Consider the following 17,716-nt stretch of genomic DNA (forward strand, 5'->3'; position numbering starts at 1 on the left):
ATTTGAACCAACGAAAATTATTTCGCTAATTTTACCGACACAGTTTTACCTGCGTAGTTAACAGTCTCTTGCACGCCTGCATCAAAATTCGCTGCATCTTTATTGGCGCCGCTAATAAAGCGCACACTGATTTTGCGCTCGTTTGCCATGCCAGTGAAGCCGCCGATACGATCACCAATTGTGACAGTGCCGGTTGCATCGTCATAGCTCACCGGAATACGTGCCCACTCGCCCTGCTCGTATTTAGTGGAGCGACCGTCATCTTCGTAGATCTCGAAGCTGCCGTTTGCACCGGTATATACGTTCAAGGTCAATGGAGTATTCAAGCCTTCATCCACATGCTGAATTGCTGCACCGGTCGGAATAATTGCACCAGCTTTTACAAACAATGGCATTTGCGACAGAGGCGCATCGGCTTTAATAGTTTGTCCGCCAGCTAATTTTTCACCGGTAAAGAAGTTGTACCAATCGCTACCCGCTGGTAGATATACATCGCGCGAACGTGCTTTGTTTTCATACACAGGGTTGACCAGAATCGATGGGCCAAACATGTATTGGGTGTTAATGTTCCAACCATTTTTGTCGTTCGGGAAATCCATCACCAGCGGGCGCATAATGGTGCCGTCTTTGTGGTAGGTATCGCCCGCCAAAGTATAAATGTACGGCATCAAACGGTAGCGCAACTTAATGTAGGACTCGAGTGTGTTGTACACCTCGGTGCCTTCATTAGCGATGCTGAAAATTTCACGGAATGGCGATTGACCGTGTGAACGGAACAGCGGCACAAATGCGCCGAACTGGAACCAACGCACGTTCAGCTCTTGCCAATCTGCAACCAGCTCTGGGCGCAGGTCATTTACATTGAGTGCCCAAGCACCGTCTTTACCACCGCTGCGATATTTATCTTCTGGAGTGAAGCCACCTATATCAAAACTCCAGTTAGGCATACCGGCGATACCGGTATTTACACCAGCAGCAATTTGATCTTTCAAGTTATCCCAATCCGATGATGTATCGCCACTCCAGATCGCAGCGCCAGTGCGTTGAATTCCGCCGAAGCCAGAGCGAGTCAAAATAAATGAACGTTTCTCCGGGCTGGTCGCGCGCTCGCCGCTGTATACCGCCGTTGCGTTAGGTACAGCGTAGGAGTTGAAATTTTCTGCACCTGAAGCGATGCCACCTTCACGGCTCATCAACTCTTTGCGCTTGTAGAAAGACAAATTGGAATGAATATCCGGCTCTGCCGCATCCAACCACCAGGCATCAAAACCTTTGGATTTAATTTTTTCGTTTAATTGCTTCCAGAAAATTTCTTGCGCTTCTTTTGGATAGGGATCGTAAAACGCATTCAAATAACCTTTGCCAATCCAGTCCAGGTTATTTTCGTCAATGTTCTTATTGAACATATAACCTTTTGCGTTCAACTCTTTGTAGTTGTCGGTAGTTGGATAAAATTTTGGCCACACGGAAATCATAATATTGCCGTTCATCGCATGAATTTTATCGGTCATGGCTTTTGGATCGGGGAAGAACTTGCTGTCAAAGTCGTGACTACCCCACGCATTTTCTGGCCAGTAAGACCAATCCAATACGATGTTATCGATTGGAATTTTTTTCTCGCGATAGTATTTAAAGGTGTCGATGATTTCGTCTTGCGATTTGTAGCGCTCGCGACTTTGCCAGAAGCCGTAAACCCATTTTGGCAGCAGCACCGCTTTACCAGTCAATTCGCGATAGCCCGCCACTACTTCATCTTTGTTATCGCCAACTACAAAGTAATAATCGATTGCTTTGCCTGTATCAGACGCAAGTGACAATTCGCCCTGCTCTTCTACGGGCATAGGGTCGAGATGGGTTAAACGGAAGAAGCCACCGCTTACGGTCCAATCCACTTTGATGGCTTTTTTCTCACCCGCTTTCATATCCATTTTGTAGGTGTGATACCAAGGGTTCCAGTTCAAGCGCCAACGATCCAGCGCCAACTGACCATCCACAAATAATTTGGCATAACCTGAGTTATACATTTTGAAATGATGAGTGCCACTTTCATCTGACTCTATGCTGCCTTCCCATTCGATGCGCAGATTTTTTGCATCTTTCACTTCATCGGGAAATGGAAATTCGCGCACGCTGTTATTGCTGAAGAATTGATAGTTCAAATCAGACTCAACACGCGTAAGCAATAATTTATCGCCATCGTAATAGCGTGCGGTCATGCCGCCTTCTTTGCCTTCTGCATCAAACAATTTCAAGGATGCATTCAGCGGTTGGGTTTCGCGCGGATCACCAAAACGAGTGACGGAGTTGTTGTCCCAGAGCACACCATAGTTGCGACTGGAAACCACAAAGGGGATAGAAATAATCAAGTTGTAGGTGGTCAGCTCAACGTTTTCACCCGCGTAATTCACTTGACCATTTTGATGCTGCCCCAAACCGAAGAAACCTTCATCGCTGCCACGATTGAATTCTTGGCGGATCGCAAATGAATCGGCATCTGGAGTAATCGGATCTGCCGTTACTGGCGAGAAAGTACCACGATTTTCTTCTTTCAGAAGAATCTGGCCTTGCGCATTGCGGAATTTCACTGTGCCATCTTTTAACGATAACTCTGCAGTGAGTTGTGATGTTTGCAGCTGCAGAGTGTCCTTATCGTGCTGGGTAGTAAAAGGCACTTTACCTTGGGTATTCGCAACCACCTGAATAGATTTAGGTAGCACATTGAAATCATCACCGGGCAACGCTGTGACACGAATAATTTTTTCGCTGACGACTTGCAGTCTGACTTTTTTAACAGCGCCATTATCTAACGCCAAAATCACACCATCGGGTGTAACGTCAACCTGCGGAATCGATTCGATTTGATTAACCGGTACAGAGTTTTCTGCTGTTACCTCTGTGCCTGACTGCTTTGAACAACCTTGTAAAAGTGCCACTGCTGCGACACCGATAATGCAATGCCTGATCCATGAATGCGTTGAGATCATTATTAAACCCTCGCTTGCGTTAGTACTGTTGTTGTAGTGGTAAAAATTTTTAATCCCCCTAGCCCCCTTTTTCAAAGGGGGGATTTAGCTCTGAACTTCGAACCGCTTCTGCATCAAGAAAAAGAACTTAGCTCCACGCCAAAACCACATTTTCCTTAAAAAAGAGGAATTAGCTCAGCACTTCAAACCAATCCTCTCTTTGAAAAAGAGGATCTAGCTCAGAGCCCCATAAAATTCCCCCCTTTGCAAAAGGGGGGGTTAGGGGGGATTTATTAATTAGTTTCGTAAGTCGCCATTTTTATGCGCAACAAAATTGGGCGATTAGGGAAATTCAAACCCCAGTCAGTCTGGTCGCCATTCCACACGCGGTGCATTATCCAATTGCCATCTTCGTAATGCCCTTCTTCCACACGCACAATCATGTATTTTTTATCGGCAATTTCTTTTGATGGTTTTAATTCAACACGCGCTTTATAGGCAGTTACCAAATATTCATTTTCACTGAGCTGTGCGATCAACGCACCGCCAGAAGCAGGTGTATTGCCTTTAGGTGGTTCAATCCAGAACATGGGGCGACCGTAAGTCACTTCGGCATCCCACAGACCTAAATCCAACTGTTGCGTTAATGCAGCAGCGCGATCTTTGGTGTATTGATCTTTTTCTTCTGGAGTTGCTTCAGCGTTCCAAATTTTTTGTGTATCGGTAGTCGTATCCAGCGGCTCAGCAACACCCCACACATTGCCTTCAAAGGCGAGCTTGGCCCACTCGCGCATCATGGGTGATACCAAACCATATACCTGCGCAAAGTTGTTGATGACTTCGTCATCATAGGTTTCTGCACCTAATGGGAAATTGGTGTACGGAGTATCATCCATTCCGAAAGGAGAAAAACCTATGCCGCCTTTACCCAAAGTTGGGAAGAAATAACGGGCGAAAGGTTGCGCACTGCCAATTTCTGCTACAAACAATGCGTTATCCGGGCGCGCATACAAATCCAACACTTTGGTTGCGGTTTTGTAATCGCGGAAATAAATATCCGGCGCAATTAAATCGATATTAGGTGCAGCGGCTTTCCAAATGTGCAATACGTTATCAGTCGCACCGCCACTGGAGTATTGACCAGGCAAACCGGGATTAAACGGATTGCGCAAGGCAACGTTTACATACATAGGCAGGTTTTTAATCGCTTTACCTGCTGCCGCAACCTGATCGCAAAAACGAGCGATGTAATAAGCGTGGAAAAATTCATCCGCATCTTTACCAAAAACCTGTGGCCAGGTGCCCGGTTTTAAATTCAGTTTTTGAATCAGATCGGCAGGGACAGGTGCGTTAAATACTTTTTGTGCAGCAGGGGAAAAATCCCGCACTGCGCCGTAGGTTCCCACTTCATTTTGTACTTGCACCATAATGACAGTGTGGTCTTTATCGCGCTTGGCGAGATATTTCATCAACTCCACAAAGGCTTTGGTATCAGCAGCCAAGGTTTCTTCGCCCAGTGGCGAAAGAGAATTTTGTGTGTCGCCATCTTGCTTGACTACGCGCGGGAAACGTTTGTTATTTAGTTTTACCCATGCAGGCGCGTAGTGAGGTGCGTTATTTTTCCAAGTGGCGAACCAAAGCAAAACTATTTTTGCATCATGTTCACGCGCTTCTTTTAACAGCACATCCAGATAAGAAAAATCAAACTTCCCTTCTTCCGGCTCAATTTGCTCCCATGCAACCGGAATACTTAAGGTGTTCGCCCCCATTTTTTTAAATGATGGCCATACATCTTTTAATGCAGCAGGATAGTTACTGGAGTTATTGGTTTGCGAGCCGAGCATGATAAAAGGCGCACCATCTACCATGAGTGCATGTTTACCGTTTTTGCTTACAAACTCAGGCAAGCTGTCTGCCATTACCGACGAACAAAAAATGGGGGCAACAATAAGCGTTAGCGTGGAAACAAAGCGGCTAAACGCACGCAGACTAAAAGAAGAACCCAGTAACATAGAATCTTTCCTATATATTTTTAGAAATCATAAAAACAAAAAACCTTGCCTCTTGTTAGAGGCAAGGTTTTTTACACACTAGTTAAAACTTGGCACGGATGCCAACAGCATAACGAGCATCTTGAGCATAGGTGTATCCAACATGATCGCCGGCACCATTTTGATCGATAATACCCACAGTTTTCTCTTCTAACAAATTGCTCGCTTCAGCAGATATGGTGATGTTATCCGTGATGTCATAGCTGATAGACGCATCCAATTGACCGTAGTCGTCGTTATAAACAGGAATACGTGCTTTTCCGCCCGCGCCATCGTTAAAGTCTGGATCAAAACCATTAGTGCCCCAGCCGATCAGATATTCACTGCGCCATGTATAAGCAAGACGTGCAGAGAATCCATTTTTCTCATACATACCAACGATGTTGAATGCATTTTCAGACAGCTGATCAATAGGTAGTTGTCCGTAAGCTGAGCGATCAGTATCGATAGGCGCTGCACCTGCCAAAGTATCACCACTTGCAGGCTGGGAATTCAACGGAATATCAGCATTGCTATCGATGTAAGTATAGTTTGCTTGAATCCCCAAACCATCGAAGGGTTCGGGAAGTTGGTCAAAGAATTTATTAACCCCAATTTCAAGACCATTAATATCACCACTACCTACGTTATCCAACCAAACTGCTTGACCTGGGTAACCGCCAATCTCGATAGCTTCTGTATTCTTTTTAAAGAAATCTTTGACTTGTTTATTGAACAAGGCTGCATAAGCCATACCGCCATTCGAATCAAAATACCACTCTACCGACAAATCAAACTGATTTGCTTCCATCGGCTTAAGGTACGGGTTGGTATCTTGACTAATATTAAACGATTCGATGTTGCCAGCCTCATCAAGATCTGCGCTAGCCGTTATCTTTGCTTGAGTTTCAGAAAACGCTGGATTCCAAATCGCCTTGGACGCAGCAAAACGAATATAAACATCTTCCGTTGCCTGCATACGCAAGTTGAAACTTGGAAGCACATGACTTTCACTGGTTCTTGCTTCAAACGGTTCAGATGAACGATCCACAACTACATCACCATCCACTTGAGCTTCATTGATGATAAAAGTACCTGTGGCATGCATATCGGTTTGTACAACACGTACACCGACATTACCGTCGATTGGCATTGCCAAATCTTCAAATGCATAATTGGCCATCATGTACATAGCCACTGATGTTTCTTCTTGGAAGTTTCTATACTCAGGATTTTCCAAACGCGTCCAATCGGAATATACGCTGCCTTCACATGCCCACGAAGATGGTTCGCTAGAACAATTAGCGTTGACAGCATCAGTTGTAGCACGGAAATTTCTCGTCGCTTCTGCTGAATACAAATAACCTGCTGCAGGAACATTAACATCGCCGCGCTGGAAATCACCAAATGAATAAAGCGTTAAGTAATCAGCCGCTTGTTGATCGGTAACTTTGGGAATTGAATTTTTGTCGTAACCAAACCAAGTTGCGTAACGGGTGTTCCAGTCATAATCGGTATTGAGGTTATCCCCATTTTTTTCCGAATATCTGACGCCCGCTTTTACCGATTTAATCACTGCGCCATCAAAATCATATTCCGCATCGAAACGCGCCGTTTTTGCATCGGCCTCATTACGCTCGAAATGTGTCATCGCCTGCCCGAGATTGTAATTGCTGTAATCGGACATATATTCAGGGTCAATTTGAATTGACGGAGTTTCTGAACCGATTCCAGACATGTAGCCTTCAGCAGGAATAACTTTTAAGCCTAATGTGTAATCATCTACCCTTGCCTCCGCTTTCACATATTGCAAATCAGCAGAGAACTTCCAGTGCTCATCGGGAGACCATTTAATACCGGTCGCAAAATCTGTCGTTTCTGAAATATTTTGTGCCCAGCGAGTACTGGTACCAAAATCGAGTCCATATAGGGCAGGATCGCTAACAGTGACCGTACCAGATTCCATTGCGCCATTTTCGCTATAAACCCAATCATTATCACTCGTGGGCACCAACGCGAGCGCGTCATTGCCACCCTCAAGAAAAAACGCGTTTTCGTTATATACATTGTCGAATTTGGTATGGAAAGCAGTGAAATAAAGTTCAGTATCCTCGTTCGGTGCCCATTGCAATGCAAGGTAGCCGCCTTCACGTGTACTTTCGTGGTCATTGCGACGCCAGTCCACTCCTTTTGAAACCCAAACGTCATTGCCGTTAATGTCTCTTGGTAAAAACGCCCGGGAATAAACCTGATCAGATCGCGTTGCTAAATCAGAAGTTGAGGCGTTAATTAAAATACCGAATTCGCCTGCATCGGTTTCCCAGCGGTTGCTATACAAGCCAGAATATTCACCGTTAGTTTCTTTAATTTGATCGCCATAGTTAGCTTTAGCAGATAAACCAATTTGCTGGCCATCGGAATCAAACGGCATACGGGTACGCAAATTTACTGTACCGCCCAAACCACCTTCGATCATATCGGCAGATGGACTTTTGTAGGTATCAACTGCATACATCAATTCGGCAGGAACCGATTCAAAACTTAAACCGCGACCACTTGCAGCAGAGAATACATCGCGGCCATTTAATTCAGCGCGAACCTGAGTCAAGCCACGCACAGCAACACCACTACCTTCTGCTGCCGGGTGCTCTGGGTCATTACCGGTATAACGACCAACAGTAACACCGGGCACACGCTGCAGAGCTTCGGTTACGCTGCGATCCGGCAATTTACCGATGTCTTCTGCAACGATTGAATCCACAACTACATTTGCATTTCGCTTAACATCTTGTGCAGATTGAATACTTGCGCGCTGACCAGTTACCAGAATTTCCTCAATAGGACCGTCTGCACTCTCTTGCGCATATGTATGAGTTGCCACACCCATTGCACCCACTACCAGCGATACGCTGGATGCCAGTTTGATGCACATAGGCAATTTTTTCTTTAAAAACGTTTTGCTATTTGTTGTCATGATGCTCTCCAATTTAGAATTATTAATAACGTCATTGAACATGTTTTAAAGCTATCTCCCGCTGTTAGATAAGAGATATGTGTGTCCTCCTTGTGCGATGAAACTTCCTGTTGTTCCTTTTGGTTTTAGCGTGATGGCTTTGCCTTGCCCCGCATCGACCAATAGAAATTTTTCTTGCAATAAATTGCTACGCAAGTGCAACTCTTGCCGTTTAACTGAACTGTTCAGATGAACAGCGGCTTGCACCAACTTTCCATTTTTCCAATCAAGATCGACAGTTACGCCACCACGAGCACGCAGGCCTTTAACTGAACCCGTTGCCCATGACGAAGGAAGCGCAGGCAGGAAATGCAACTCGCCGTTATGGCTTTGCACCAGCATTTCAGCGATACCCGCAGCTGCACCAAAATTGCCATCGATTTGAAATGGTGGATGGTTATCCCATAAATTACTCAAGGTGCTGCGCTGTAATTGCTCACCCAATACTTTGTGCGCGCGGTTGCCATCTAGTGCACGTGCCCACATATTAATTTTCCATGCTTGCGACCAACCGGTGCCGCCATCGCCACGAGCATTCAATGTGGTACGTGCGGCCTGCAATAATTCAGGCGATTGATGTACATTTATTTGACGCCCCGGATGCAAAGCAAATAGATGAGAGATATGGCGATGTTCATTTTTTGGATCATCGATATCTTCTTTCCATTCCTGCAATTGCCCCCAAGAACCTATGCGTAGACCGGTATCAAGCTGTGCAAGCTTTTGCTTGAGCTGTTTTGCGAATTTTTTATCGTTTAGCTGCTGCGCACTTTCATAAGTGCTGCTCAGCAAATCGAACACAATTTGTTGGCTCATAGCGGCGCCGTTGGTAAAACCGCCGTGCTCGGGTGAAAAGCTGGGCGATACGATCCATTTTCCGTCGCGCGGATCTTTGATGAGAAACTCCAGCCAAAATTCGGCGGTGGTTTTCATCAGCGGATAGGCGCGTTCACGCAAAAAAGTTTCATCGCCAGAAAATAAATAGTGCTCGTAATAATGTTGCGCCAACCAAGCGGCGGCTTCCGGTTGCCAAAAAGCAGTTGGCCAATCGATCACACCGGTAAAGCCCCAGATGTTGGTGTTTAAAAACATTGCCCAGCCATTTTTTACACCGGCAATTTTTTGTGCAGAAATTTTCCCCGGCTCAACCAAGCTATCGACAAAATCAAAATAGGGCGCCATCAACTCAGGCATGCTGGTGGTTTCTGCCAACCAATAGTTCATCTGCAAATTGATGTTGACGTGATAATCCGCATTCCACGGCGGCGTAATTGAGTTGTTCCAAACGCCTTGCAAATTGGCAGGCAAAGATCCTGCGCGCGAAGAGGAAATCAGCAAGTAGCGGCCAAATTGGAAATAAGTTGCTTCCAAGGTCCGATCCAAAACTTCATCGCCTTTTTTATAGTTTGCTAACAGCTGATGTGTTGGTTTATCAAGTGTAGTTTGCCCCAGATTTAACGCAACGCGATTAAATAAAGATTGATAATCCTGGCGATGCGTCGATTGAATTTGCGCAAAGGTTTTTGCACTTGCGGCATCCATCGCCTGCTGCAATTTTTGATGTGGATGCTGGCCGCGATACTTGGGATATTGCTGCGCGTAATCTGTGCCCGCGTTAATCAGGATCACCAAACTATCGGCCTCGCTGATGCGAACCTTATTGCTATCTAACGCAGTTAATGTTCCGCCTTGCGGTAAAAACTGGATTTGAGTTTCAAACTGCAAGCCATTGCTGTGCAATTTTCCGGTCGCAACCAAACGGCCATTGTTAATAGACGTTTTGAGGCTGCGATTATCGGGAACCGCCAAATTGGCAGTTAATGAAATTTTGCTGGAGTGATCCGCGCTGAGTTTGATGGCGATGACACCATCGGGATAACTCGCCAGATACTCACGTTTGTAATTCACCCCAGCCTGAGTGTAAGTCACATCAACTTGGGCATTTTCCAGCGACAAACTGCGCTTATACGAGATGACATCGCTGTCATTTTTTTCAACATTTAAATGCAGCTCGCCAAAGGTCTGATAATCGCCATAAGCCGTGATTTTGTGCCCCATAAGGCTGGAAGCTTGCTCAGGGGTAATTGAGCCTTTTTCTGCGATGGCTTTTCTGGCCTCAACCAAAGCCGCGGTTTGTGGCTTTGCGGGAATACCAAAATCGTAGCCTTCTGCTCCCGGCCCGCCAGTCCACAAGGTTTTTTCATTGAATTGGATGACATCCACACCGACATCACCCGCTATCACCGCCCCCATAGCGCCATTGCCAATGGGCAAACCTTCTTTTTCCCAATCTGCTGCTGGTGCATCAAAACGCACTTCCAATGGAGCAGCAGCATTGGCAGTGAATGAAAACACACACAAAACGCTGACCGCAGCAGTTAAGCTGCGCGCTAAAAGAGTGCCTAAAGAGAGGGAAAATTTTTTCATAAGTAAAAAGTGTTATTGCTTTAATATGGTATATATGACTATATGAATTGATATTAAGCCAATGTTTTTATCCCTGCAAGAATTATCACCAGTAATGAATTTTGGCGCATAGAAATGCTACAAAAGGAAACATGCGACAAGAAAACATCTGCCCCATAAAGGGGTGCAGATGTTTGATCGGACACTTTTGATAGAACACTAAGAAGTGAAGAGAGGACTATTGAAACTGAGCCAGTGACTCTAAAAACTCAGCATGTGACGGGGCAATATCTCGCCCCTTGGTGATGGCATTTTTCATCTTATTCATGATGAACTGCAGTTTTTCCTGCTCCATTTGTGGTGCAAATTTGCCGGGACTCATACCAAACCCGTAAAACATGCTGACCCAACTTGCCTCAACAAAAGACTCCTGCGCCAGTAACTTGATATCGCCAGTCGCCTTGAAGCATTCAATCTTCTCGGCCAAAGCTGCAGGAATAGCAATCTCCCTCACCTGCTGCCACATAGGCTCAGCGCGCCCGTTAAGGGCATAGTGAAGGATAATAAAATCGCGGATGCGCTCGTATTCCAATCGGTTCAGGCGATTGGCTTCGGCCACATACTTTGCCTGAATTTCATAGTTCACCAAAAACGCCGCCAGCTTATTAATGCCGGTTTGGATCAGCGAGATACTGGTGGATTCAAGCGGCTCCAAAAACCCACTAGACAGGCCGATAGCAACACAGTTTTTGTGCCAGAACTGCTCGCGCATACCTGTGGTAAAACGAATCAGGCGCGGCTCAGTGACCAGCTCACCCTTGAGGTTGGCAAGCAACTCGGCCTGCGCCTGATCTTGCGAGATAAATTGGCTTGAATACACATAGCCATTGCCGACGCGATGTTGCAGCGGGATATGCCACTGCCAGCCAGCACTGCGTGCGATTGATCGGGTAAACGGATCTGGCTCAGTCGTCGTTTTAGTTTGCACCGCCAAGGCAGAATCGCTCAGCAGCCAGTGGCTCCAATCCTCATACCCCACCCCCATCGCCCTACCGATTAACAAGGCACTAAAGCCGGAACAATCGATAAATAAATCGCCCGCAATTTGTGCGCCCGATTCCAGCTGCAAGCATTGGATAAACCCCGTTTCCGGGCAGAGCTGAACCTGATTGATCTTGCCTTCTATGCGCGCAACCTTACGTCGCTCAGCATAACCGCGCAGATATTTGGCAAACAAAGAAGCATCAAAATGATAGGCGTAGTTGTACCAGGCAAGACGGCTTTCTTGGTCAAAACTCGGCTGGGCAAACTTGCCCGCACGGGCAAGTTGAGTCCCCAAGCAGAACTCTTCCAAACCTGGGGCATAACCCTGCTCACGCGCCTGCCACCAACTTTTATAAAAAGGGCGATCCTCAATATCGACACCATAGCCAGCAAATGGGTGGAAAAAGGATTTATCCGGCGCAGCCCAGCCTTCAAATTCGATCCCGAGCTTGAAAGTGCCATGAGTCGCTTTGATAAATTCGCTTTCGCGCACGCCAAGATGCTGAATAAATTCATGGATGCCCGGCACAGTGGCCTCGCCCACCCCCACGGTTCCGATCTGATCGGACTCCACCAGAGTGACACGAATATCTGTCGATTCCAGCCAGCGCGCCAGATAAGCAGCCGTCATCCAACCGGCAGTGCCACCGCCTGCTATGACGATATGAGAAACAGATTTGGGTTGCATAACAGGACTCCAGGGCTGGCAGCATTGCGCTATTGCCATATTTATTATTGTCGTTTTGACACTATGAATAAGCCTATCTTAGCCAGATTTATTATGGGTGCAATTTTTATCTGCGCGAGAATTATCATCTATGCAAAATCGCTGTTTACGACTGGCATAGCAGTTGCTGTAGTGGTGAGAGAAGCCTAGAGGTAAACATTTTCAATAAAGACGGCTAACTTAGAATAGCCGCGCCAGAAAACGACAAACACCGCACCAAGGCGCCCTTATCGCCCCTTGGTTTGTGGTCTTTACAGGTATATGGAGTGGAACAAAGAATGGCAGCAAGCACCATCAACACACAGGGGGCAACCTCTATTGCACCATCTCGTGGCAAAGGCCCAAATCAATTTGCACATTTCTGCGACCTGTATCAGCAGCGGTTAGATGCCCTGACCCTCGCCAAACAGCTTATCCATATGATCAAAGCCGTGCAGCGCCATCGCGGTATGACTATGGGGATGCTGGGTGGCAACCAACAATTTCGCGATGAACTCTCGCACTTACAGATTCAATTGGAGCGCCGCTTGGAATTGCTGCAAGCCTTCTCTGCGCGTAGCTCCAGCCTGCTCAGCCCACGCGATCAGGAAAACCTGAGCAACGCCTGGCTCACCATTAGCCGCGACTGGCAGGAAGACAGTGTTATCGATAACTACGAGCTGCACTGCCATCTGATCGAACAACTGCTCAGCATGGTCGCCGCGCTGGGCAAACAACTGGAGCTGCCGACCTCCCAATCCATGCCGGATATGATCGAGCCTGCCATCATCCACAGCGATGAAAGTATTTATCCTAACCGCTTTAAATATCTGGAAGTGCTGCACTTTGCCACTCGCCTTATGCCGTCAGTGGCAGAACAGATTGGCCGCATTCGCGCACTGGCAACCTATGCCTCAGCCATTGGTTATTGCGACAAAGATTTCGCCAGCAAGCTGCGTTACGTCATCCAATGCACACGAGTGAACAATGAAAAGTTGCGCCATCAAACCAAGCGCCTTGAGGGATTACTGGATAGCGATTTAAGCCTGCTCGGCCAGCTAAAAAGTTACGAGATAAAACTGGAGTTTTTGCTCTCGATGGTGGAGAGCGATGTGGTTAATCCGCACCAGATCAACGCCGACAGTAGCCGTTTGTTCAGCTTGGCGACCGACATTATCGATGTTTACCTGAAGGTGGTGGATGAAGGCGTGCATCTGCTAACCCAGTGGCACGAGCAGGATATTGAAGTCTGGGTGCAGTCCTACTAATTTGCGCTAAGTCCTTGCCTCTTTGTCGCGGTTTCCTACAATGAAGCTCATTTTCGGCTTTGATAGGAAACTCTTAATGCGACATTTCTGGCTCACTTGCTCGCTGTTAGTTGCCGCACCAATCTGCTTAGCAAACTCTACTTCCGCATCATCCGATTCAGCCGAAACCCTTCCCGAGCTATCGACCGAGGCATTAAACCAATGCTTGCAAGCCTCGGTTATTGGCGCGGCAGAATCCATGACTATCGCAGAGTTAAAACACGCCTGCCGCTTGCTCCATGCCAAACAACAGCCCGGCGCAGAAGTAGAAGAGCAAACCATCGCCAGCACCGAGCAGGAGCCTGTGCTCAACCAGCGCATGACGCTGGAAGCGCTCAATCGCTCCAACCGCTTTGTACTTACGCCCCACAAACGCAACTACATATTGCCGATCAGCTTTACTCGCCACCCCAACACTACGCCCTACCGCGAGGCGGACAATGAAATCCTCAGCGATTTGAGTAAAACCGAGGTGGACTTTCAGCTCAGCATCAAAATCCTGCTGCGTGAAAATATCTTTGGCGATAACGGCCATTTGTATTTGGGCTACACCAATCACTCGCTCTGGCAGCTTTATAGCGATAGCGACTCAGCACCCTTCCGCGAGAGCAACCACGAGCCGGAATTGATGCTCAGCTTCACCAACGATTGGGACCTTTTCGGCTTTCGCAATGTGCAAAATGATTTTGTGCTCAACCATCAATCCAATGGCCAAGGTGGACTTTTATCGCGCAGCTGGAACCGCTTGATGTTCAACAGCGTATTTGAGCGCGGCAATTTAGCGTTTGTATTTACGCCCTGGTATCGCATTCCCGAACCAGAACAGGAATACCCCGGCGACCCGGATGGAGACGACAACCCGGACATCACCGACTATATGGGGAATTTTGAATTCAAAAGCGCCTACAAACACAGGGAGAATATTTACAGCCTGATGCTGCGCAACAATCTGGAGGCGGATAATCGCGGCGCACTGGAGCTGGGCTGGAGCTTTCCCATCAGCTCCAATTTGCGCGGACAACTGAAGTATTTCAAAGGGTACGGTTACAGCCTGATCGACTACAACACAGATATGGAAGTGCTTGCGCTTGGAATTGTGTTTACCGATTTACTTTAAAGCTGAAGGACATTAAACATCCCGCCGCTAATAAGCCTCGCCCAATAAATCGACCAGCGCACGAATGGATTCTGTTGCTTGCGGCGAGGCATCGATAATCGAAAAACCGGTCCAGTACTTACCGGACAAGTCTGCATCTCTTGCCCACAAACAATCGGCGCCGACCTGAATCACCAACTGCCCGTTCACTGGTTCGGGCACATGCAAATCCAGCGTGTAGAGGCGATCTTCCTCAATGGGCAAGTCGCCCATAATCATCAAACCTTGTTCGTGAATATTCACCAGGCGACCAATATATTGATCGCGCAGGTTATCGTACACGTCCACATCGCCATTGATAGTGTGGCGCTCCAACTCCCTGTCGTGTTCACGCGAGCAGTTGTGGGTCATGATGCATTACCAACTTTGAGGGAATCAGCCCGTTCATTAAGGGTTTGATAAATATTTTCCAGGGCGCGCTCAAAAAACGGCTTGGTACTACCGGCGATAATTTTCGCGCGGCCAGCGAGCATATCACGCGCCAACTGCAGCCCTGCCGCCAAGGACACTTTACGCCCCTGCTGATCCACCAGCATATAGTGCTGGGTCTTTTTGTTGTACCACGCGACCTTCAATCGCTTGCCGCCATCAAACTCAAACCAAGTGCCGAACTCAACCATTTTCAGGCTATCGACCAATTTGGCCTCTTCCGGCAACACCGGCTGCAACTGCGTCACTGCATGACCCGCTTTTTCATCGGCTAGAGATTCCAGCTTGGTGCGCATAGGCGCCGGTGCCGGTTCCGCTTTGCGGCTCAAGAGCGCCATGCGCTGCAATGAAGTGACCGCATCCAACAACTTGCGCCCTTTTGCCTGCTCATAGCCAATGGTTTGAAAACCGCGCTCAATCGCCGCAAGCAACGAATCCTGCAATTCCATTTGACGGGTTTTATCCTGCGCGGTGGTTTTGGGCTCCAGCGTCCAGAGCAAATCGTCGATCACTTGCAATGCGCGCTTCCAACTGTCGGAGGCATCGCCGTAGCGCAGCAAGATAAACGACAAATAATCCGACCATGGCTGCAGCAGCAGTAACAAAATAGCCGAGGGCATTTCGCGATTATCGGTGCGGCTGCGTACCTCGGTATTCACCTGAATTTTGGCTTCACGCAGTTTCTCTTCGCCCTGCGCTTTTTCCAACGCGCGCCGCTCCATCAACTCCTGCCGCCGCGCCACGTTATGGGTATAGGCATTAAATTCGATCAGCAGTTCAGCAAAGATGCGCACATCGTTTTTGAAGTCCTGCAACAGGCGAAACACTGTGGTTTTGATCTTGGTAAAGATGTCGTACTGGTCGCTACCGTCGTTGCTCACCCAGCGCACCCCCGCTTCCGCCAGACTGTTTAACAGCACTCGCGCAGGGTGTTCCGGCTGCTCAAAAAAATCTTTATCGATAAACGCGATTTTCAAAAACGGCGTGTGCAAATAACTGAGCAAAGCCTTCACCGAATCCGGTAGGTGATCATCGGAAAGCATGTATTCAAACAACATACCGACCAGATCAATGGTCTGCATATCGCCCGCTTCTACAGCACCGTTTTCATTTTCGCTGGCAATCTGCTCCATCATCTTGCGCCCAACTTCAGCTACCGTTTGCGGCGCAATCGGCACTGGACCAGATTCATGGGCAGCAAAAGCCTGCTGGGTGACTTCCAACGCACGGGTTTGCATTTGCTCCAACACCCCCACCAATTGGGGCTGGGTGTATACCTGCAAATTGGTTGGTGCGGCTGTGGCCATCGCCGGAGTAGGCGCCGCTTGCTGTTGCGCCATCGAATGTGAAGCTGGCGCCATTGTCTGCTGCACAAAAGTCGCTGCTTGAATAGCTGGCAATGCTTGTGTGACATGGGTTTGCAACAAGCGAATCGCGTTTAACAAACTGTTTTGATACTGAATATCGTTAGGGTTGAGCGCGCCGCTTAATAACTTATCGCTCGCACGGCGCTGATGTTGGTGCGCCTCTTCAGCTTGCTGCTGCTCTTGCGCGAACTCATCAATGCGTTCGGAAGGATCATCCTGCACCGCCTCCTCCGCCTTGGAATCAGCTGCATGATCATTAGTGGGAACAAAGCGCAGGTTGGGCAATAAATTCTGGCGTACCAAATAGTCATTCAGCTCGGCATAAAGGCTATCCAACATGCCAATAACATCCTGATCAAATAATTTGTAGCCGATGATTTTGGTTTTGACATCGACATCCAAATTACTCAGCAGCTTGCGCAGTGCCTCGCAAAATTGCACTGGGCTGGCGGGATTGGCGCGCTCATCGATTTTTTCGCCATCATTTAATAGGGCTAAGCGCTGCTGTAACGCCCACAGCTGCTCGGCAAAAAAGTTGTCGGCGCGATGGGTAATAGAGGTGATCGCAATCGTCTCTTCAAGATCTGAGTGCTCGACCAGCGATAAAATATCGCCACTGAACCGCTCTTCGCCGGTCAGGGTATTGAGCGATTTGTTTTTGAATTTAACAAAGCCATTGGCCAGATGCTGGCAAAACTCTTGCTCAGCAGCCTGTTGCACTGCGGCCAAGAGGTTTTGGGTTTCAAATAAGGCAACCTGATCTTTATTGGACTTGGCCTGCTGGGCAATCTCCAGAACCTGTTTGCACCACTGCCGCCAAAAATTGGGAAAAACACGGTACGCAAAGCCGCGTGTGAGATCGCGACAATGTTTGAGATATTGAATGACCAACTGCTCTGACATAGCCACCGCTGAATAGGGTGAATTTTTATTAGCATCAGAGCCTGGTAAACCCGAGTTATTCATAATTATTCCGTGTTTTTCCATGAAGTTCATGTTCCCTAGCCTTATCCATCTACCTAGTAAATAACCACTACTATCGCTTGGATTAGCGCGCCAACAAACCTACAAGCGCACTTTTACGCCTTTTGTCAAGGTTGTCCTGAGCGACAATCTTAACAGCTTGAGAAATTTCTACCAGACACAATAAGACCTTGCTCACAGCTTAAATTAAAAATAGCACCATTCAGACAATTCGCCGCAAGCATTCATTTATCGATAAAAACACTCAACTCATAAACACCTGAGCCTTATGCACCAAAACAATCACCATGCACCATGTGCGGCACCAAAAA

The 17,716-nt window shown here is 47.5% G+C and carries 9 protein-coding genes; 2 read left to right on the forward strand and 7 right to left on the reverse strand.

The annotated features are described in order from the left end of the window. Positions 1–17: 17 nt before the first annotated feature. The 5 genes from SPL68_RS11550 to SPL68_RS11570 all read right to left on the reverse strand — a co-directional run bounded on the left by SPL68_RS11550 (position 18) and on the right by SPL68_RS11570 (position 12,144). On the reverse strand, positions 18–2,933 hold the full coding sequence (locus SPL68_RS11550; protein WP_323815305.1) for a TIM-barrel domain-containing protein: 2,916 nt from the start codon (positions 2,931–2,933) through the stop codon (positions 18–20). Positions 2,934–3,256: 323 nt separating this feature from the next. Further along, positions 3,257–4,975, reverse strand: a complete 1,719-nt coding sequence (locus SPL68_RS11555) for a DUF5597 domain-containing protein (RefSeq protein ID WP_323815306.1) — start codon at positions 4,973–4,975, stop codon at positions 3,257–3,259. Positions 4,976–5,057: 82 nt separating this feature from the next. After that, on the reverse strand, positions 5,058–7,967 hold the full coding sequence (locus SPL68_RS11560) for a TonB-dependent receptor (protein ID WP_323815307.1): 2,910 nt from the start codon (positions 7,965–7,967) through the stop codon (positions 5,058–5,060). 51 nt (positions 7,968–8,018) lie between these two features. Continuing rightward, entirely contained in the window at positions 8,019–10,433 is a 2,415-nt protein-coding gene (locus SPL68_RS11565) for a glycoside hydrolase family 95 protein (protein WP_323815308.1), read from the reverse strand. Positions 10,434–10,650: 217 nt separating this feature from the next. After that, the gene (locus tag SPL68_RS11570; RefSeq protein WP_323815309.1) at positions 10,651–12,144 is read right to left on the reverse strand and encodes a tryptophan halogenase family protein; all 1,494 of its coding nucleotides are present in this window, start codon (positions 12,142–12,144) and stop codon (positions 10,651–10,653) included. Between the two features lie 317 nt (positions 12,145–12,461). Between SPL68_RS11570 and SPL68_RS11575 the strand changes: the two genes are divergently transcribed. Both SPL68_RS11575 and SPL68_RS11580 read left to right on the forward strand, forming a co-directional pair. Next, positions 12,462–13,430 (forward strand): hypothetical protein, encoded by a 969-nt coding sequence (locus SPL68_RS11575; RefSeq protein ID WP_323815310.1) that lies wholly within the window; start codon positions 12,462–12,464, stop codon positions 13,428–13,430. A gap of 76 nt (positions 13,431–13,506) precedes the next feature. Continuing rightward, positions 13,507–14,586, forward strand: coding sequence for a phospholipase A (locus SPL68_RS11580; RefSeq protein WP_323815311.1), 1,080 nt, complete (start codon positions 13,507–13,509; stop codon positions 14,584–14,586). A 27-nt stretch (positions 14,587–14,613) separates the two neighbouring features. Here the strand turns inward: SPL68_RS11580 and SPL68_RS11585 are convergent, their stop codons facing one another. Continuing rightward, a complete protein-coding gene (locus SPL68_RS11585) occupies positions 14,614–14,976 on the reverse strand; it encodes a PilZ domain-containing protein (protein ID WP_323815312.1) in 363 nt (120 codons plus the stop codon). Next, a complete protein-coding gene (locus tag SPL68_RS11590) occupies positions 14,973–17,387 on the reverse strand; it encodes a DUF1631 family protein (RefSeq protein ID WP_323815313.1) in 2,415 nt (804 codons plus the stop codon). Before SPL68_RS11590 ends, SPL68_RS11585 begins: the two co-directional genes overlap by 4 nt. Positions 17,388–17,716: the final 329 nt, after the last annotated feature.

The organism is Cellvibrio chitinivorans (assembly GCF_035117775.1).
Classification (GTDB): Bacteria; Pseudomonadota; Gammaproteobacteria; order Pseudomonadales; family Cellvibrionaceae; genus Cellvibrio; species Cellvibrio chitinivorans.